13 protein-coding genes are annotated in these 19,096 nt (G+C 62.8%); 8 read left to right on the forward strand and 5 right to left on the reverse strand.

Annotation, left to right across the window (positions count from 1 at the left end):
• Positions 1 to 24 precede the first annotated feature (24 nt).
• Both pstA and SSARUM2_RS18140 read right to left on the reverse strand, forming a co-directional pair.
• Positions 25 to 1,674, reverse strand: a complete 1,650-nt coding sequence (gene pstA / locus SSARUM2_RS18135; protein WP_033648825.1) for a phosphate ABC transporter permease PstA — start codon at positions 1,672 to 1,674, stop codon at positions 25 to 27.
• Positions 1,671 to 3,842, reverse strand: coding sequence for an ABC transporter permease subunit (locus tag SSARUM2_RS18140; RefSeq protein WP_060453047.1), 2,172 nt, complete (start codon positions 3,840 to 3,842; stop codon positions 1,671 to 1,673). Before SSARUM2_RS18140 ends, pstA begins: the two co-directional genes overlap by 4 nt.
• 396 nt (positions 3,843 to 4,238) lie before the next feature.
• Between SSARUM2_RS18140 and ppk1 the strand changes: the two genes are divergently transcribed.
• From ppk1 to SSARUM2_RS18170, 6 genes are all read left to right on the forward strand, one after another.
• Positions 4,239 to 6,302: a polyphosphate kinase 1 gene (gene ppk1 / locus SSARUM2_RS18145; RefSeq protein ID WP_033648827.1), complete on the forward strand. Its 2,064-nt coding sequence runs from the start codon at positions 4,239 to 4,241 to the stop codon at positions 6,300 to 6,302.
• 10 nt (positions 6,303 to 6,312) lie between these two features.
• Positions 6,313 to 7,863, forward strand: coding sequence for an exopolyphosphatase (ppx, locus tag SSARUM2_RS18150; protein ID WP_033635528.1), 1,551 nt, complete (start codon positions 6,313 to 6,315; stop codon positions 7,861 to 7,863).
• A gap of 181 nt (positions 7,864 to 8,044) precedes the next feature.
• Positions 8,045 to 8,227, forward strand: a complete 183-nt coding sequence (locus tag SSARUM2_RS18155; RefSeq protein WP_004941600.1) for a YfgG family protein — start codon at positions 8,045 to 8,047, stop codon at positions 8,225 to 8,227.
• A 103-nt stretch (positions 8,228 to 8,330) separates the two neighbouring features.
• Positions 8,331 to 9,764: a magnesium transporter gene (mgtE, locus tag SSARUM2_RS18160; RefSeq protein WP_033654569.1), complete on the forward strand. Its 1,434-nt coding sequence runs from the start codon at positions 8,331 to 8,333 to the stop codon at positions 9,762 to 9,764.
• A gap of 185 nt (positions 9,765 to 9,949) precedes the next feature.
• Positions 9,950 to 13,276 (forward strand): diguanylate cyclase, encoded by a 3,327-nt coding sequence (locus SSARUM2_RS18165; RefSeq protein WP_060453048.1) that lies wholly within the window; start codon positions 9,950 to 9,952, stop codon positions 13,274 to 13,276.
• Between the two features lie 192 nt (positions 13,277 to 13,468).
• Complete coding sequence (locus SSARUM2_RS18170) at positions 13,469 to 13,822, forward strand: DNA-binding protein (protein WP_033635531.1); 354 nt, start codon at positions 13,469 to 13,471, stop codon at positions 13,820 to 13,822.
• A gap of 9 nt (positions 13,823 to 13,831) precedes the next feature.
• Here SSARUM2_RS18170 and alkA read toward each other — a convergent pair whose 3' ends face one another.
• Positions 13,832 to 15,322 carry a DNA-3-methyladenine glycosylase 2 gene (gene alkA, locus SSARUM2_RS18175; RefSeq protein WP_060439454.1) on the reverse strand — a complete coding sequence of 497 codons (1,491 nt, stop codon included), beginning with the start codon at positions 15,320 to 15,322 and terminating at the stop codon, positions 13,832 to 13,834.
• A gap of 164 nt (positions 15,323 to 15,486) precedes the next feature.
• On the opposite strand from alkA, the gene yegD reads away from it, so the two are divergent.
• Both yegD and SSARUM2_RS18185 read left to right on the forward strand, forming a co-directional pair.
• Positions 15,487 to 16,839, forward strand: a complete 1,353-nt coding sequence (yegD, locus tag SSARUM2_RS18180) for a molecular chaperone (protein WP_033648831.1) — start codon at positions 15,487 to 15,489, stop codon at positions 16,837 to 16,839.
• Positions 16,840 to 16,890: 51 nt separating this feature from the next.
• Positions 16,891 to 17,457, forward strand: coding sequence for a GNAT family N-acetyltransferase (locus SSARUM2_RS18185; protein ID WP_060453049.1), 567 nt, complete (start codon positions 16,891 to 16,893; stop codon positions 17,455 to 17,457).
• On the opposite strand, the gene SSARUM2_RS18190 is transcribed toward SSARUM2_RS18185, so the two are convergent.
• Together SSARUM2_RS18190 and SSARUM2_RS18195 are read right to left on the reverse strand one after the other, a co-directional pair.
• Complete coding sequence (locus SSARUM2_RS18190; RefSeq protein WP_060439452.1) at positions 17,454 to 18,071, reverse strand: pyridoxamine 5'-phosphate oxidase family protein; 618 nt, start codon at positions 18,069 to 18,071, stop codon at positions 17,454 to 17,456. The two genes, SSARUM2_RS18185 and SSARUM2_RS18190, sit on opposite strands and share 4 nt — an antisense overlap.
• Positions 18,072 to 18,132: 61 nt before the next feature.
• Positions 18,133 to 19,086: an aldo/keto reductase gene (locus SSARUM2_RS18195; RefSeq protein WP_041036271.1), complete on the reverse strand. Its 954-nt coding sequence runs from the start codon at positions 19,084 to 19,086 to the stop codon at positions 18,133 to 18,135.
• Positions 19,087 to 19,096: the final 10 nt, after the last annotated feature.

Consider the following 19,096-nt stretch of genomic DNA (forward strand, 5'->3'; position numbering starts at 1 on the left):
CACTCCCCAAAAATAGCGTCATTGTTACTGCGACCATGCTCGGTACCGCTCCCTCAGCGAATGGCGGATACCCATCGCCGCCAGATTCAAACTCACCACGATCGTCACCAGCAGGAAGGCGGTGGCGAACACCAGCGGCCGCGCCGCCTCTACGCTCGGGCTCTGGAATGCCATATCGTAGATCTGGAAGCTCAAATGCATAAACTTCCGTTCCAGGTGCAGATACGGGAAAATCTCGTCCACCGGCAGCACCGGCACCGATTTCACTACCCCCACCAGCATCAGCGGCGCCGTCTCCCCGGCGGCGCGCGCCACCGCCAGAATCAGGCCGGTCATCATCGCCGGCGCCGCCATCGGCAGCACGATGCGCCACAGCGTCTCGGCCCGGCTGGCGCCCAGTGCCATTGAGCCCTGCCGCAGCGAGGTGGGAATGCGCGACAGCCCTTCCTCGGTGGCAACGATCACCACCGGCAGCGTCAGCAGCGCCAGTGTCAGCGCCGCCCACAGCACGCCGGGCGTGCCGAAGGTCGGGTTGGGCAAGGATTCAGGATAGAACAGCTGGTCGAGCGTGCCGCCTATCATATAAACGAAAAAGCCGAGGCCGAAGACGCCGTAGACGATCGAGGGCACGCCGGCCAGGTTGACCACCGCGATGCGGATCACCCGCGTCAGCAGATTGTTGCCGGCATACTCGTGCAGATATACCGCCGCGATCACGCCAAACGGCATCACCACGATCGACATCAGGATCACCATCAACACCGTGCCGAAAATGGCCGGGAACACCCCGCCTTCGGTGTTCGCCTCGCGCGGGCTGTCGGTGAGGAACTTCTTCACCTGCTCGCCCCAGTGCGCCAGCTTCTCGCTGGTGTTCATGGCGTTCGGGTACCAGGCATCGCGCACCTGGCTGAGCGGAATGGTCAACGTCTGGCCGTGCATATCGCGCAGCAGCAGCGCATCGCGCTGGCGATCGCGGTTCAGCCCCGCCAGGCGTTCGGACAGCAGCTGGTATTGCCGCTGCAGCTCCAGCCGCTCGGCCTTGATGGCGTCCTGCGCACGGGCGTCCAGCTTATCGTCGCGCTGCAGGCGCTTTTCCCGCAGCCGCAGCGCGTCAAACTGCTGATTGATGCGCGCCATATCGCGAAATTGAATGTCGTGCGCCTGGCGCGAGAGCGCGGCGATTTGCGGCAGCCGCTGCTGCAACGCCTGCCCCAGATTGCGGCCGGTCAGCGGTTGCCCGTCCTCCAGCAGCCCCGCCAGATAGCCGTAAGCGGTGCCGTGGCTGTCGCGCTCCAGCACCAGCAGGCTGCGCGGCGTGCTTTGGCTGCCGATGTCGCTGGCCAGCAAGGTGCGGAAATCCTGCCCTTCACGCTCGCGGTTACCGACCTTAATCAGATAGCGTTCGACGCTTTGCGCCTCGCCCGGCGGCGTCACGCCCGCCTCCGTCAGCTGGCGGCGCGAAATGCTTTGCTGCTGGTACAGCTCGCCGATCACCGTCACCGGCCCGGCACCGTTCTGATTCAGCTCGAACTGATAAACCGGGCTCGGCCAGAAATAGCGCATCCCCTGCCCGGCCAACAGCAACAGAATGCCGATCAGTGCCAACAGGCTGACGGCCACCGAACCGGCGGTCAGCCAAATCCACGGCGACCCGCTCTTCACCCAGTTCTTCATGGCGCCTCCTGATTTGGCGTGTAACGCTTGCGCAGCCGCAGGCGCACCGCCTCCGCCAGCGTGTTGAACACGAAGGTGAAGATAAACAGCACCAGCGCGGTCAGGAACAGCACGCGGTAATGGCTGCTGCCGGAGACCGCCTCCGGCATTTCGATGGCGATATTGGCCGCCAGCGCTCGCAGCCCCTGGAACAGGCTGCCGTCGATAATTGGCGTATTGCCGGTGGCCATCAGCACGATCATGGTTTCCCCCACCGCGCGGCCAAAGCCGATCATCAGCGCGGAGAAAATCCCGGCGCTGGCGGAAGGCAGCACCACCTTGATCACCGTCTGCCATTGGGTGGCACCCAGCGCCAAAGAGCCCTGGCTCAGGGTGGCCGGCACGCTGAACAGCGCGTCCTCCGCCAGCGAGAAGATGATCGGCACCAGCGCAAAGCCCATCGCCACGCCCACCACCAGCGCATTGCGCTGGTCGTAATTATCCCCCAGCCAGAAATGCAGCGGCTCACCGAACAGCGCGACCTCCAGCCGCGGCCCCAGGCTGAGCGCCAGCCACACCGTCAACGCCAGCAGCGGCAACAGCAACAGCAGATCGACACCCGGCCGGCAACGCGGCATAAAGCGATGGGTCAACGCGCCGCACAGCAGCACCGCCGCCGCCAGCAGCAGCGGCAACGCCAGCACCGCCAACAGGTATTGCTCGATGATCGGCGCCAGCCAAATGCCGGCCACCAGCCCGATCACCACCGTCGGCAACGCGCCCATCACTTCGATAGCCGGTTTGATCACCCGCCGCAGCCCCGGCGTCATAAAATAAGCGGTATAGATAGCGCCGGCCAGCGCCAGGGGAATGGCGAACAGCATCGCGTAAGCCGCCGCCTTGAAGGTGCCGAAGATCACCGGCATCAGGCTGAATTTCGGTTGATAACTGTCTTCGCCGGAGGTGGATTGCCAGACGTAGGCCGGCTGCGGGTAGTTCTCATACCACACCTTGCCCCACAGCGAACGCCAGGTGACGTCCGGATACGGATTGTCGAGCGCATAGCGCTGCCAGCCCTGCGCGCTCTCCAGCAGCAGGCCATCGCCGCGCGGCGCGAACGCCATCTGCCGCACCTCGGCGCCCAAGCGGGCATTCAGCAGCGGCTGCGGCTGAATGGCGGAGAACAGCGAAAAACCGCCGTCGGGCCGCAGAGTGGCGAACACCCGGCGGTAAGGCTCGGCCACCGTCAGCTCCCGCCCGTCGGCGCCGTGGTCGAAATGCTGCACCGGCGTCAGGCGCCAGCGCTGCTCTTTTTCTACTTCGAACCACTCGCGCAGATTGCCGTCGGCGCCCTTGATCAGCAGCGCGCTGCCGCCGGGCAGCGCCGTCATCTGATACGGGGCATGTTCGCCAAGGGTACGCGTTTCACGCAGCTGCAGCTGCGCGCCGTCGATCTGATAACGCGCCAGCCGGTTGCCGGTCAGCAGGTAAAGCTGGCGGCCATCCGGCGTCAGCACCAGTTGCTCAGCATCATGTTCCAGCGGGCGCTCGCTGAACTGCGGCGGCCGGTCGGGGCTGAAACGGCCGAACACCAGGCGCCGATCGTCGGTCACCCCGGCCAGCAGATACTGCCCGCGATGCGCATCCGCCAGCGTCATCAGTTTCAGCGGCTTGCGCTGTGGATCCAGCGCCAACGGCTGCTGCCCGAGCGGGAACAGCCACTGCGGCCGGCCGGTCTCCGCCGTCGCGAAATCCGCGCGCGCCACCACCAAGCGGCCGTCGGCCTGCGCCAGCGCAAACAGATCGCGCTCTCCGGCGGCCTGGGCAAGCAGCGCCGGTTTGGCCAGCAGCGTCTGCTGCGCCAGCGGCGCCTGGGGCTGGCCGTTCGGTGCCGGGGTCAGGCGATAAAACTGCCCCGCGCCCTGCGCGTCGATGCGGTAACCGACGCGCTGCTGCACATCCATGCCCAGCGCCAGCGCCGGGGCCGACGCCGCGATCGGCAGTGGCTGCGCCTGGCCGAGCGAGGCCGGTTTGAACAGCGGCAGCACCGCAAACAGCAGATAAACGAAGATCAGCATCAACGTCATCAGCACCATCAGCCCGCTGGCGGTCACTGCCGCCTGCACGCCGCGGTCGATGCGCCCGCGCATGCGATCTCGGGGATGTTGATTGGCCGTCGTCTGTGTCATGTGTCTCGCTGTCGCTGATGTAATCGGGCTTGCGCCGTAAGATAACCGGGCATCTTATGTCAGTTTTATGACGTTTGCATGACAAAGTTACCCTGCTTTGCCCAGGTTTTTTACACTGCAAACAGACAATATGGCGTCGGTATATTGCTGAAAAATGACCGTAAACACGCTTAATATCACCAAAAATGAGCCTGCTAATCGTCATTTCATGCTACTCACTTCACTGCCGGGCGTCCCGCCTCGGCGAAAATTTATTGCCGCCGAAAAATGCCGCGCGCCAACGCAATGGATATGTTGGACTTTCCTGTCAATCTCTCGCAATAATGATCAAGGACACTAGAGCGGCATCCGGGCGCTGCGTCCCGGATCCTATTCTAAATTTGAACTGGAGTGGCAATGGGTCAGGAAAAGCTCTACATCGAAAAAGAACTAAGCTGGTTATCCTTTAATGAACGCGTGTTGCAGGAAGCCGCAGATAAGAGCAATCCCCTGATTGAACGTATGCGTTTTCTGGGCATTTACTCCAACAACCTCGACGAATTCTATAAAGTCCGCTTCGCCGATCTCAAACGGCGCATCCTGATCAGCGAAGAGCAAGGCTCCGCCGGCGCCTCGCGCCACCTGCTGAAAAAGATCCAGGCCAAGGTGCTGAAAACCGATCAGGAGTTCGACGGCCTGTACAACGATCTGCTGCTGGAAATGGCGCGTAACCAGATCTTCCTGATCAACGAACGCCAGGTGTCCGAGAACCAGCAAATCTGGCTGCGGCAATATTTCAAACAGCATCTGCGCCAGCACATCACGCCGATCCTGATCAATCACGACACCAATCTGGTGCAGTTCCTGAAAGACGATTACACCTATCTGGCGGTTGAGATCATCCGCGGCGCGCGCATCGACTATGCGCTGCTGGAGATCCCGTCCGACAAGGTGCCGCGCTTCGTCAATCTGCCGCCGGAAGCGCCGCGCCGCCGCAAGCCGATGATCCTGCTGGACAACATTCTGCGTTACTGCCTGGACGATATCTTCAAGGGCTTCTTCGACTACGACGCGCTCAACGCCTACTCGATGAAAATGACCCGCGACGCGGAGTACGATCTGGTGACCGAAATGGAATCCAGCCTGCTGGAACTGATGTCCTCCAGCCTGAAACAGCGCCTGACCGCCGAGCCGGTGCGCTTCGTGTATCAGCGCGACATGCCGAACGAAATGGTGGAACTGCTGCGCGGCAAGCTGGGCATCTCCAACTACGATTCGGTGATCGCCGGCGGCCGCTACCACAACTTCAAAGATTTCATCAGCTTCCCGAACGTCGGCAAGGCCAACCTGGTCAACAAGCCGCTGCCGCGCCTGCGCCACATCTGGTTCGACGGTTTCCGCAACGGCTTCGACGCCATTCGCGAAAAAGACGTGCTGCTCTACTATCCGTACCACACCTTCGAGCACGTGCTGGAGCTGCTGCGCCAGGCGTCGTTCGATCCGAGCGTGTTGGCTATCAAGATCAACATCTACCGGGTAGCGAAAGATTCACGCATCATCGAATCGATGATCCACGCCGCGCACAACGGCAAAAAAGTCACGGTGGTGGTCGAGCTGCAGGCGCGCTTCGACGAAGAAGCCAACATTCATTGGGCGAAGCGCCTGACCGAGGCCGGCGTACACGTGATCTTCTCCGCGCCGGGCCTGAAAATCCACGCCAAACTGTTCCTGATTTCACGCCGTGAAGGCGATGAAATTGTGCGCTATGCTCATATCGGCACCGGCAACTTTAACGAAAAAACCGCGCGCATCTACACCGACTATTCGCTGTTGACCGCCGACTCACGCATCACCAACGAGGTGCGTCGGGTGTTCAACTTTATCGAGAACCCCTACCGGCCGGTCACCTTCGACAACCTGATGGTGTCGCCGCAGAACTCGCGCCTGAAGCTGTATGAGCTGATCGACAACGAAATCGCCAACGCCCAGGCCGGGGAACAGGCCGGCATTATGTTGAAAATTAATAATCTGGTGGATAAAGGGCTGGTAGATCGGTTATATACCGCGTCCGGCGCCGGCGTGAAGATCCGCCTGCTGGTGCGGGGCATGTGTTCCCTGATTCCCAACCTGCCGGGGATCAGCGACAATATTCAGGTGATCAGCATCGTCGATCGCTTTTTGGAACACGACCGGGTTTACGTTTTCGACAATAAAGGTGACAAACGGGTGTATCTGTCCTCCGCCGACTGGATGACCCGCAACATAGATTACCGTATCGAAGTGGCGGTATCGCTGCTGGATCCGGCGCTGAAACAGCGCGTTCTGGACATTCTGGAGATCCTGTTCAGCGATACGGTCAAGGCCCGTTATGTGGATAAAGAACTGAGCAACCAGTACGTGCCGCGCGGCAACCGCCGCAAAGTGCGTGCCCAGGTGGCTATTTACGAGTATTTAAAAGCTCTGGAACAACCAGGACAGTAGGCCAGCAACTATGCCGCTAAAAAACACTGCAACGAACAAACCGCAGGAAATCGCCGCCATCGACCTCGGGTCGAACAGTTTCCACATGGTGATCGCCCGCGTCGTCAACGGCGCCTTACAGGTATTGGGCCGTTTAAAACAGCGGGTGCATCTCGCCGACGGATTGGACAGCAACAACGTACTCAGTGAAGAGGCGATAGAACGCGGCCTGGCCTGCCTGGCGCTGTTTGCCGAACGGCTGCAGGGCTTCCCGGCGGATAACGTGACCATCGTCGGGACGCACACCCTGCGTCAGGCGGTGAACGCCGAAGTGTTCCTCAAGCGCGCCGCCAAAGTGATCCCCTATCCGATCGAAATCATCGCCGGCCAGGAAGAAGCGCGCCTGATCTTCATGGGCGTGGAGCACACTCAGCCGGAGAAAGGCCGCAAGCTGGTGATCGACATCGGCGGCGGATCCACCGAGCTGGTGATCGGCGAAGACTTCGAGCCGCTGCTGGCGGAAAGCCGCCGCATGGGCTGCGTCAGCTTCGCCCAGCTGTTCTTCCCGGGCGGCGAGATCAGCAAAAACAACTTCCGCCGCGCGCGGCTGGCGGCGGCGCAAAAATTGGAAACGCTGGCCTGGCAGTACCGCATTCAGGGCTGGCAGTACGCGCTGGGCGCCTCGGGCACCATCAAGGCCGCCCACGAAGTGCTGGTGGCGATGGGGGAAAAAGACGGTCTCATCACCCTGGATCGCCTGGAAATGCTCGCCGAACAGGTGCTGCAGTTCAAAAGCTTCAGTTCGCTGAGCCTGCCGGGGCTGTCAGAGGATCGCCAATCGGTGTTCGTGCCGGGGCTGGCTATCCTGTGCGGCGTGTTCGACGCGCTGGCGATCCGCGATCTGCGCCTGTCCGACGGCGCGCTGCGCGAAGGCGTGCTGTATGAAATGGAAGGCCGCTTCCGCCATCAGGACATCCGCAGCCGCACCGCCAAGAGCCTGGCCGATCACTACAACATCGACCGCGAGCAGGCCAAGCGGGTGCTGGAAACCACCGAGCTGCTCTACTCGCAGTGGATGGCGCAAAACACCAAGCTGGCGCATCCGCAGCTGGAAGCGCTGCTGAAATGGGCCGCCATGCTGCACGAGGTGGGGCTGAGCATCAACCACAGCGGCATGCACCGCCATTCGGCCTACATTCTGCAAAACTCCAACCTGCCTGGCTTCAACCAGGAACAGCAGCTGCTGCTGGCGGCGCTGGTGCGTTTCCATCGCAAGGCGATCAAGCTCGAAGAGCTGCCGCGCCTCAACCTGTTCAAGAAGAAGCACTACCTGCCGCTGATCCAGCTGCTGCGTCTGAGCACCCTGCTCAACAACCAGCGTCAGTCGACCACCACGCCGGAAACGCTGCGCCTGACCACCGACGACAACCACTGGACGCTGCGCTTCCCGGCCGGCTACCTGGCACAAAACAACCTGGTGCAGCTCGATTTCGAGCGCGAACAGGCCTACTGGAACGACGTCGTCGGCTGGAAGCTGCTGATCGAAGAAGAAGGCTCGCAAAACGAACAGCGCTCCGCCTGATCCCCCACCCCCTGCCAGACAGGGGGTTTTTCTTTCCGCCCTCGCCCCGTCAACCTAAACGAAGCCCTAATGCACCGCCCCGCACGCCGGAAAAAAATGGACAACTTTTGTCATCAGCGCCTAAAATCCGCTTACAAATTCTCGAGCGAATAACACAGGACACCGGCATACCGGGTGATATATGCGCAAGAAAACCACCGGACAGATGACGAAGATAGTGTTGTTTATCAGCTTTATCATTTTAGTCGGCCGACTGCTGTACGCCGCCGTGGTGGCGGTGCCTCATCATCAGGAAAAAAAGCAGGCCGCTGCGCAAAACGCCGCCGAAGTCAGCGCGCCGCAACAGGACGCCTCCTCTGAATAACCGCCGCACCCCGGCCGTTTCATAAAAATGACGCCGGCACCCGCTATGCTCTATCTTTTAATGAGCCTGCGTCAGGAACGCCGAGCGCCCGTAAAGGAACACCATGTCAGCCGCAACCCATAACGTCAAAAAAGTCGCTGAATACCGCCAGCGCATTCTCACTCTGCTGTTGAACAATAAGGAGTTGGTCGACGGCATTCTCGGCCGGCCAGGGGATGAACACGCCCTCAGCCAAAGCGAACTGCTGAACCAGACGGCGGAAATCACCGGTCTGTTGGACGATATGCACGCCGCCGACCTGGCGGACCTGCTGGAGGCGCTGCCGCAGGACGAACGTATGGCGCTGTGGCGGCTGGTGGGCAACAGCAAGCGCGGCCAGACGCTGGTGGAGGTCGCCGAACCGGTCTGGGACAGCCTGATCGAGGAAATGAGCGACAAAGACCTGCTCAAAGCGATCAAAACGCTGGACGTCGACGAACAGGCCTACCTGGCGCAATACCTGCCGCGTAACCTGATGGGCCGGTTGCTGACCTCGCTGGAGCCGGAGCAGCGCGCCCAGGTGCGCGAGATGAGCCAGTACGCCAAAGACAGCGTCGGCTGGATGATGGATTTCGAACTGGTGACGGTGCGGCCGGACGTCACGCTCGGCGCGGTGCATCGCTTCTTGCGCATGCGCAAAACCATTCCCGACGCCACCGATAAACTGTTCGTCACCGATCGCAAAAACACCCTGTTGGGCGAGCTGCCGCTGACCGCAGTGCTGCTGAACGATCCGGAGATCCCGGTGCGCGAAGTGATGGATAGCGATCCCGCCACCTTTCAGCCCGAAGACAAGGCCGACGAAGCGGCCGGCGCGTTCGAACGTTACGACCTGATCAGCGCCCCGGTGGTTGACGCCAAGGGAAAACTGATGGGCCGCCTGACCATCGAAGAGATCGTCGACGCCGTCAACGAAGAGAGCGACACCAACCTGCGCCGCATGGGCGGTTTGAGCCCGGAAGAAGACGTGTTTGCCCCGGTCAGCAAGGCGGTCAAGACCCGCTGGGCCTGGCTGGCGATCAACCTCTGCACCGCATTCATCGCCTCGCGGGTGATCGGCCTGTTCGAACACACCATTTCCCAGTTGGTGGCGCTGGCGGCGCTGATGCCGATCGTCGCCGGCATCGGCGGCAACACCGGCAACCAGACCATCACCATGATCGTGCGCGCGCTGGCGCTGCACCAGATCGAAGTCGGCAACATCTCGCGCCTGATGCTCAGAGAGCTGGGCGTCGCCATCATCAACGGCGTGGTGTGGGGCGGCATCATGGGCGTCATCACCTGGCTGCTGTACGGCGACGCGGCGATGGGCGGCGTGATGACGCTGGCGATGCTGCTCAATCTGCTGCTGGCGGCGCTGATGGGCGTAGTGATCCCGATGACCATGCTCAAAGTGGGCCGCGATCCGGCGGTCGGCTCCAGCGTGCTCATCACCGCGCTGACCGATACCGGCGGCTTTTTCATCTTCCTCGGCCTCGCCACCCTGTTCCTGCTGTAATACGCGAAAAGCCGGCCGCGCGCCGGCTTTTTCGCCATTCTGTCGCCGGGTTTGCGTTAACGCAGTAAAGTCGGCCATCCCGGTAGGTTTTCCTCTCGCGCTGTACTACCCTTTGCCAATAAATCGTCTTAATTCATCCACGTCATGAATCAAATCACTGACAGAGGCCATCGGTAAGGGTGTCTATGGAGATCAGCGCGCCGAACACGTTCGGCACCCACAAAGGCGTCGTGCTGACGCATTCCCTGTTAGTGGCGCTGGCGACGTTTCTGCTCGCCTTGCTGAGCCTGTCGCTGTCCAGCGAAGCCAGCCACTTCACCCCGCTGTGGTTTCCGACCGCCGCCGCGATCGCGGTGCTGTACCGCCACGCCCCGCGCCACTGGGGCCTGCCGCTGTTGGCCAGCGGCCTCGGCATCGTGCTCGCCAGCTTCTTGCTGTTCGGCGTCAGCGCCACGCCCATCAAGCTGGCCGCCATCAACCTGCTGGAAGCGGCGGTTTGCGCCCTGCTGTTGCGCCGCATGCTACACCCGTACGATCCGTTGAACGATCTCGCCAGTTGGCTGCGTTTTGTGGTGTGCGCGGTGATTTTTACCCCGCTGTTCAGCGCGCTGCTGGCCGCCAGCCTGGTGCCCGCGCCAGGCCAGCCTTTTTGGCAGCCGTTCGGTACCTGGTTCATTTCCGAAGCGATAGGGGTGCTGTCGCTGGCGCCGATCGGCCTCTCTTATAACCGTCGCACCCTGACGGCGCTGAACCCGTTTCCATTATTGCTGACGCTGATGGTTACGCTGGCTTTCAGCTTTATGGCGCTGACCTACCTGCCTTTTCCGTTCACGTTCGTGATTTTGCCGCTGCTGTGGGCAGCCATCGCACTGCCGCGTTTTGAGGCGTTCACCGTTTGCTTCTGCACCCTCTTGCTGATCACCGTGATGATTTCGCTGGGGTTGCTGCATTTCCAGGCTTCCGGCAAGCACCTTGGCGATCTCGGTCTGTACTTGCCGATGCTGCTGATTTTAATCCCGGCGCACGCGATGGCGGTGGTGATGCACGCCTTTCGGGTGGAAAAACAGCACATCGTCGAGAGCGAAAGCCGCTTTCGCAGCGCGCTGGAGTATTCCGCCATCGGCATGGCGCTGGTGTCGCCGCAGGGGAAATGGCTGCAGGTCAATCAGGCGCTGTGCGCGCTGCTCGGCTATACGCCTGAGGCGCTGCATAAGCTGACCTTTCAAGAAATTACGCATCCCGACGATCTCACCGCCGATCTCAGCCAGTTGCACGACCTGCTCGATGGCCATATCAGCAGCTACACCATGGAGAAACGCTACATCCGCAGCGACGGCCAGACCGTCTGGGCGCTGCTGGCGGTCTCGCTGGTGCGCGACGCCGAAGGGCTGCCGCTGTACTTCATCTCGCAGGTGGAGGACATCAGCGATTTGAAGCGCAGCCAGGCGGAAAACAACCGGCTGGTGGAGCGCATTACGCTGGCCAATCAGGTGGGCGGCGTCGGCATCTGGGAATGGGTGATGAGCCAGGAAAACTTCACCTGGGATCAGCGCATGTTCGAACTCTACGATCTCAATCCCGACCAAACGCCGACGCTGGCGCTGTGGCGCACCCTGTTGGTGCCGGAAGATCGCGACCGCACCGATCGCGAGCTGGCCGCGCTGTTGGCCGACCCCAAGCCTTTCGTCATGGAATACCGCATCGTGACCCGCCAGGGCAGCGTGCGCCATATTCGCGGCCAGGGCAACGTGATCCTCGACGATCAGGGCCGGCCGCTGCGCATGATCGGCACCAATATCGACATGACCGAGCTCAAGAGCCTCGCCGAAGCGCTGCACGAGGAGAAAGAGCGTTTGCACATCACCCTCGACGCCATCGGCGAAGGGGTGATCTCCACCGACAGCCACCTGCGCATTACCTTTATGAATCCGGTGGCCGAGCAGATGTGCGGCTGGCCGCTCGATCTGGCGATCGGTATGCCCGTCGCCGGCGTGGTGCGCCTGACCAACGGCAAAGACGGCCCGGAAATCGAAAACCTCACGCAATATCCACGGCAGTGGCCGGCGGATTACGCATTGGTGCTGCACAGCCGCGACGGGCGCTATTTCGACGTGCAGCAGTCTGTCTCACCGCTGAAAACCCTCGACGGTGAAACCATGGGCGCGGTGATGGTGCTGCAGGATGTCACCGCCTCGCGCGAACTGATGAAAAAGCTCAGCTACAGCGCCTCGCACGACGCGCTGACCGGCCTGCCGAACCGCGCCAGCTTCGAGAAGCAGCTGAAAGCGGCAATCGTCGCCGGCGGGGAACCGTCGCCGCCGCATTCGCTGGTGTTTCTCGATCTGGATCGGTTCAAGGCGGTGAACGACACCGCCGGCCACGCGGCGGGCGATGCCTTGCTGCGAGACATCGCCCAGCTGATGCGTCACCAGCTGCGCAACAGCGACTGTCTGGCCCGGCTGGGTGGTGACGAGTTCGGCCTGATCCTGTTCGACTGCCGGCTGGAGCAGGCCAAATCGCTGATGCAACAGGTGGTCAACCAAATCAGCCAACACCCGTTCTACTGGGAAGGGAAAATTTACCGCGTCGGCGCCAGCGCCGGCATCACGCGCATCGGCGGCGACGCCAAAAGCAGCGAACTGCTGGCCCAGGCCGACATCGCCTGCTACACCGCCAAGCACCACGGGCGCGGCCAGGTGTATCTGTATGAGGCACGACAAAAACAGCTGCTGGAGCGACAGCATGAATTACTGAGCCCACAGGAGGTACAGACGATCATCAGCGAGGGGCAGTTGCGGCTGTTGACCCGCGCGGCCGCGCCGCCGGCGACGCCGCTGTCGGCCGCTTTCCACCAGGTGAAACTGCAGGTGATGGCGCCAGACGATCGGCCGCTGCCGCACGAGGCGTTCATCGCCGCCGCGCAGCTGTACGGCCTGATGCCGGACATCGACCGCTGGACGGTGGCGCAGCTGCTGGTGCACTGCGCCGACGACATCAAGCGCAAGGGGCTGTCGCTCGCGTTGCCGCTGGCCACCGACAGCCTGCTGAACACCGACTTCCAGCGCGAGCTGACGGAAAGGGTGCGCGCTTCCTCGCTGCCGCCGCAGGCACTGTTGTTCAGCGTCGATGAGGCCGTGGTGCTGGAACACGCCGCGCAGTGCCGGGCGTGTCTTCGCGAACTGCAGCAGCTGGGCTGCCGGCTGATCGTCAATGGCTTCGGACATAACATCAATGCCTTCGATGAGCTGGGCGATCAGAAAATCGACATCATTCGCGTCGATGAACGCTTTATCACCAACGTGCACTGCAACCAGATGGATGAACTGATGGTCTCGATGCTCAACGGCGCGGCGCATCGGATCAAAGCGCAGACGCTCGCCGGGCCGGCCCACCAGCCGGTGACGCTGCAGGCGCTGCGCGATATCGGCGTCGATCTGGCGGATGGCGATCAGGTCGCGCTGGAGCAGCCGCTGGCGGTGTTGCTCAGCGACGGCTACTTCGGCATTCGCTAACCCCTCCCCCTCACCGGCGCCGTCTCGCGGGCGGCGCCGCACTCCCGTTATTCACATTGTGTTAACCCATGCGAGATTAGTGATATAAATAACACCTGAAGCTTAAACGATTAAATAAGATGAAACTCCCATGCGAACATCAGCGTATCCGTTGATTTTGCTCGACATGTGATGGCTCAGGGATAAGGGACTATGGAAAAGAAATGGTTTTCCGCCAGGGAACTGATGGGCAAGGCGGGGTTGCCTTCAACCCCGCAAGGGGTCAATTTGATGGCCCGGCGCGAAGGCTGGCTAAGCCGCCGCCGCAGCGGCGTGCAGGGCAAAGCGCTGGAATACCATATCGACAGCCTGCCGTACGGCGCGCGCAGCCTGTCGGCCTTGCGCGAGACAGACCCTCCGGGCTACGACGTCAAACGCCAGGATCCGATACGGGTCTGGATCGAGTATTACTACCACCTGACGCCGGCCGAGCGGGAAAAGCTGCTGGCGTTCCTGATGCGCGAGGGCATGAGCCGCCTGCTGCAGCTGATCGAGCCCCCCCGCTAGCCCGAATGCTCAATCCTCCCCTTCCGGCGCCCAGCCGTCGTTGTGCCACAGATGCAGCGTGGCGTAAGAGCGCCACGGGCGCCAACGTTCGGCATAGCGTTCGATCTGGCGCGGCGTCATGCCGGGAAAACGCTGTTTGATCAGGTAGTCGCCGGCCAGAAACACGTCCGGCCAAGACCAGGCGCGCATCGCGATATAGCTGGCGGTCCAGCTGCCGATGCCCGGCAGCGCGGTCAGCGCCCTGATGCCCTGGTCGATATCCAGCACGTTGTCGAGCTGCAGCCGCCCTTCGCCCAGCGCGCGGGCGATCTCGATCAGCGCCGCCGCGCGCTTCAGCTGCACCCCGAGCGGGCGCAGTGCTTCGGGCTGCAGCTGCGCCACCCGTTCGGCGCTGGGGAAAACGTGGGTAATGCCCTCGTGCGGCGCCGCCAGCGGCTCTCCCCAGCGTTCGGCCATCCGCCCGGCGAAGGTCGCCGCCATTTTCACGCTGACCAACTGCCCCAGCACCGCCCGCGCCGCCTGCTCGAAGCTGTTCACGCAGCCCGGCAGGCGCAGCCCCGGCGCATCGGCCGCCAGCGAGCCCAGCGCCTCATTGATGCGATCCGGCGCGGCGTCCAGATCAAACAGCAGGCGCACGCGGCGCAGCACCTCCGTCGTCACCAAACTGAGCGCCGGCGCGATCTCGACCCTGACCCGGTTGCGCGCTTCCTCCGGCTGCACGCTGACCCAGCCGCGATGTTCCGTGCCGCCCTGGTTGACGGCGATCGAACGCAGGTAGCGGCGTCCCTCGACTCGCTCCACGCCCTGCACGGCGCGCGCCTGCAGGAAATTCAGCATGCGATCCCAGTCATAGGGCGGCCGATAGCCCAGATGGAACACCAGCCCGCTGGCGGCGGCCCGCTCACCGCGCGCGCCGCCGCTGCGCAGCGCAGACGGGATCAGGCGATAGCGCGCCTTGAACAGCTCGTTGAAACGCCGCAGGCTGCCGAAACCGGCGGCGAACGCCACCTCGCTGAGCGGCAGATCGGTGTCCGCCAGCAGGCGTTTGGCCTGCAGCAACCGGTGCGACTGCGCGTAATCGATCGGCGAAGCGCCAAACTGTTCGGCGAAGATGCGCCGCAGGTGGCGATCGGAAATGCCGAGCCGCGCCGCCAGCGCTTCGCAGCTGTGTTCGGACAGATAGCCTTGCTCGATGAGCTGCACCGCCACCTGCGCATAGCGATTGCCCAGATCGATCAGCGCCAGGCCGGGCGCCAGCTCCGGCCGGCATTTAAGGCAGGGGCGAAAGCCCGCCAGCTCGGCCGCCGCCGCGCTCGGATAGAAGGTGCAGTTTTCCAGCTTCGGCGTGCGGGCGCTGCACACCGGGCGGCAATAGATGCCGGTGGAAGAGACGCCGACGAAAAAGCGGCCGTCGAATTTGCGGTCACGCGCGCGCAGCGCGTCGTACAACGCTTGCTGTTGAGTATTCATGGCAACGCTCGGGTTCGGTTTTTTCTGCATTATGGGGCTCGCCTGGCGCGCTGACGTGCGGAATTCGGACATTAAGTTAAGCATGCCGATGCCGCGCCCGCTAAATTTTTCGACACTCGCGCATTGGCGCATTGCCCGCCGGCTCCGTCTCGGGTAAAGTCGCCCCCCTTCATTGGCATGGGGACAAAAAAGAGATGTTTATTGGATTCGACTACGGGACAGCCAACTGTTCCGTCGCGGTGATGCGCGACCACGGCCCCGAGCTACTGACGCTGGAAAACAACGAACCGTATCTGCCTTCGATGCTGTGCGCGCCGACCCGCGAAGCGGTGAGCGAATGCCTGCACCGCCATTGGCAGGTGCCGACCGGCAGCGAAGAAAACCAGCAGCTGCTGCGCCGCGCCATCAGTTACAACCGCGAAGAGGACATTCCGGTCAACGGCGACAGCGTGTTGTTCGGCCTGCAGGCGCTGGCGCACTACATGGAAGATCCGGAAGAGGTGTACTTCGTGCGCTCGCCGAAATCCTTCCTCGGCGCCAACGGCCTGAAGCCGCAGCAGATCGCGCTGTTCGAAGACCTGGTATGCGCCATGATGTTCCACATCAAACGCCAGGCGGAAAACGTGCTGCAGACCGGTATCGAGCAGGCGGTGATCGGCCGGCCGATCAACTTCCAGGGCATCGGCGGCGAAGAGGCCAACCGGCAGGCGCAGGGCATTTTGCAGCGCGCCGCCGAACGCGCCGGTTTCAAAGCCATTGAATTCCAGTTCGAGCCGGTGGCGGCGGGGCTGGACTTCGAGGCGACGCTGAGCGAAGAGCAAACCGTGCTGGTGGTGGACATCGGCGGCGGCACCACCGACTGCTCGGTGCTGCTGATGGGGCCGCAGTGGCGCGACCGCGCCGATCGCCAGCAAAGCCTGCTGGGCCACAGCGGCTGCCGGGTCGGCGGTAACGATCTGGACATCATGCTGGCCTTCAAACAGTTGATGCCGCTGTTCGGCCTGGGCGGCGAAACCGCGAAAGGCATCGCCCTGCCGGCGCTGCCTTACTGGAACGCGGTGGCGACCAACGACGTGCCGGCGCAAAACGACTTCTACAGCGCCGCCAACGGCCGCGTGCTGCGCGATCTGATCCTCGACGCGGCGGAGCCGGAAAAGGTCAAACGCCTGCTGAAAGTGTACCAGCAGCGCCTGAGCTACCGACTGGTGCGCGCGGCCGAAGAGAGTAAGATAGCCCTGTCCGGCCAAACCGCCATCAGCGCGCCGCTCGGCTTCGTGCAGGCCGATCTGGCGGAGAGCATCAGCCAGGCTCAGCTCGCCGACGCCATCTCGCAGCCGTTGATGCGCATCCAGGAACAGGTCAGCGCCGCGCTGGCCAGTAGCCAGACCGCGCCGCAGGTGATCTACCTGACCGGCGGCAGCGCACGCTCCCCCCTGCTGCGCGCCGCGCTGCAACAGCAGCTGCCTGGCATTCCGATCGTCGGCGGCAACGACTTCGGCTCGGTCACCGCCGGGCTGGCGCGCTGGGCGCAAACGCTGTTCCGTTGACGGCCCAAGGGCGCGGCTCATCGCGCCCTTGCTCATTGGAGGCTATGCATCATATCAACCATCCTTACCCTCGACAGCGCCAGGCTGCGCCTGCGCCCCTGGCGCGACGAAGATCTACCGGCCTTCGCCGCCCTTAACGCCGATCCGCAGGTGATGCGCTATTTCCCCGCGACGATGACGGCCGAGGAAAGCCGCGCGCAGGCCGAACGCATCCGCGCCTTCATGCAACAACATGGCTGGGGGCTGTGGGCGGTGGAAGTGAAAGACGGTGCGCCCTTTATCGGGTTTGTCGGGCTGGCGCGGCCGAGCGACGATCTGCCCTGTTCCCCCTGCGTGGAGATTGGCTGGCGGCTGGCGGCGGCCCACTGGGGCAACGGCTACGCCGCTGAAGCGGCACGCGCGGCGCTGGCGTGCGCCTTCGACACGCTTCACTTGCCGGAAGTGGTGTCCTTCACCGCCGAAAACAACCAACCGTCGCGCCGGGTGATGACGCGCATCGGCATGCAATTTGACGGCGAAACCTTCCTGCACCCACGCCTGCCGGCGGGCCATCCGCTGCAAAAGCACGTCTTGTACCGGCTGAACCGGCAAACGTGGCGCGAACGCCGCGGCGATTAATACAGCGTATCCTTCAGCCGCTGCGGCAGCGCCTGGTCGTACTCCTCACCGTCGAAGCGCGTTTGGCTCACCGTGGCCAAGATATGGCCGGGGCTGGGCAGCGCCGAACGTTCGAGGCGGCTGCCCTCTTCCCAGAGTCCCGAACGCAAGATCGCCCGGCTGCACTGGAAGAACACCGCCTCCACCCGAATGCGCAGCACCGAACGCGGCAGCTGATTGCGGTGGGCGAAGCGCTGCAGCACCGCCGGCGCCACCACGATCTCCGCCCGCCCGTTAATCCGCAGCGTTTCGCCGATGCCGGGGATCAGCAGCAGCAGCGCCACCCGGTTGTCGTGCAGGATATTGCGCAGGCTGTCGATGCGGTTATTGCCGCGCCGATCCGGCAGCAGCAGGGTTTTCTCGTCTTCGATATGGATAAAACCGGCCGGATCGCCGCGCGGCGAGACATCCATGCCGTCCGGCCCGACCGTCGAGAGGGCGGCAAACGGCGCCGCCTCGATAAACGGGCGGTACGCCGGGTGGATATAGCTGACTTCTTTAAACACCGAGGGCGCGGCGGGTTTGCCGTACAGCTGTTCCAGCGTCGCGAGGTCGTTGATGGTATCGCCAGACATTGCAGTTTCCTGAATAAGTCATATTGACCCCTTCAGCATAGAGCAAAATCGCCGGCGGCTCTTACTCAGCGCTGGCGTGGTTCAGCGTCTGAATGTCGTCCGCATCCAGCGTCAGGCGGGTGGCGCTGACCAACTCATCCAACTGCGGCAACGAGGTGGCACTGACGATCGGCGCGGTGATGCTCGGGCGCGCAATCAGCCAGGCCAGCGAGACCTGCGCCGGGGAGCTGCCGTGCTTGCCCGCCACCTGATCCAGCGCCGCCAGAATGCGGAAACCGCGCGGGTTAAGGTAGCGTTCGACGATGCGATCGCCGCGCTGGCTTTTGCCCTCGTCCGCTTTGCTGCGGTATTTGCCGGTCAGGAAGCCGCTGGCCAGCGCGAAGAAGTTGATCACCCCGAGGCCATGGCGCTGCGCCACGCCTTCCAGCTCGGCCTCATACCCTTCGCGCGCATACAGGTTATATTCCGGCTGCAGGGTTTCGTAGCGCGCCAGCCCGTTGCTTTCGCTCACCCGCAGCGCTTCTTCCAGGCGATCCGCCTGATAGTTGGAGGCGCCGATCGCCCGCACCTTGCCGGCCTTGATCAGCGCATCGAACGCCGCCAGCGTCTCTTCCAGCGGCGTATCGCGGTCATCGTCGTGCGACTGGTAGAGATCGATATAATCGGTTTGCAGACGGCGCAGCGAGTCCTCCACCGCCTGCTGAATATAGCGCGGCGACAGCCCCTGTTTACCTTCGCCCATCGGTTTGCCCACCTTGGTGGCGATGATCACCTGGTCGCGCTTGCCGCTCTTCTTGAGCCATTCGCCGATGACGGTTTCCGATTCGCCGCCCCGGTTGCCCGGCGCCCAGCTGGAATAGACATCGGCGGTATCGATAAAGTTGAGCTGATTGTCCACCAGCGCATCCAGCAGGCTGAAAGAGGTCGCCTGATCCGCCGTCCAGCCGAACACGTTGCCGCCGAAGGTCAACGCCGGCACCTGAATGCCCGAACGGCCCAGTTGTTTCTTGCTCATCACAAAGGCT

The organism is Serratia sp. K-E0102, from assembly GCF_029962625.1.
Lineage (GTDB): Bacteria > Pseudomonadota > Gammaproteobacteria > Enterobacterales > Enterobacteriaceae > Serratia > Serratia sarumanii.

Excerpts from the sequence above, each read along its gene's own strand:
- SSARUM2_RS18155 (WP_004941600.1), top strand. The coding sequence starts at position 8,045 with ATGCGCAAGAAAACCACCGGACAGATGACGAAGATAGTGTTGTTTATC.
- SSARUM2_RS18190 (WP_060439452.1), bottom strand. The coding sequence starts at position 18,071 with ATGTCTGGCGATACCATCAACGACCTCGCGACGCTGGAACAGCTGTAC.
- mgtE (WP_033654569.1), top strand. The coding sequence starts at position 8,331 with ATGTCAGCCGCAACCCATAACGTCAAAAAAGTCGCTGAATACCGCCAG.
- SSARUM2_RS18195 (WP_041036271.1), bottom strand. The coding sequence starts at position 19,086 with ATGAGCAAGAAACAACTGGGCCGTTCGGGCATTCAGGTGCCGGCGTTG.
- pstA (WP_033648825.1), bottom strand. The coding sequence starts at position 1,674 with ATGAAGAACTGGGTGAAGAGCGGGTCGCCGTGGATTTGGCTGACCGCC.
- ppk1 (WP_033648827.1), top strand. The coding sequence starts at position 4,239 with ATGGGTCAGGAAAAGCTCTACATCGAAAAAGAACTAAGCTGGTTATCC.
- SSARUM2_RS18140 (WP_060453047.1), bottom strand. The coding sequence starts at position 3,842 with ATGACACAGACGACGGCCAATCAACATCCCCGAGATCGCATGCGCGGG.
- ppx (WP_033635528.1), top strand. The coding sequence starts at position 6,313 with ATGCCGCTAAAAAACACTGCAACGAACAAACCGCAGGAAATCGCCGCC.
- alkA (WP_060439454.1), bottom strand. The coding sequence starts at position 15,322 with ATGCAGAAAAAACCGAACCCGAGCGTTGCCATGAATACTCAACAGCAA.
- SSARUM2_RS18165 (WP_060453048.1), top strand. The coding sequence starts at position 9,950 with ATGGAGATCAGCGCGCCGAACACGTTCGGCACCCACAAAGGCGTCGTG.
- yegD (WP_033648831.1), top strand. The coding sequence starts at position 15,487 with ATGTTTATTGGATTCGACTACGGGACAGCCAACTGTTCCGTCGCGGTG.
- SSARUM2_RS18170 (WP_033635531.1), top strand. The coding sequence starts at position 13,469 with ATGGAAAAGAAATGGTTTTCCGCCAGGGAACTGATGGGCAAGGCGGGG.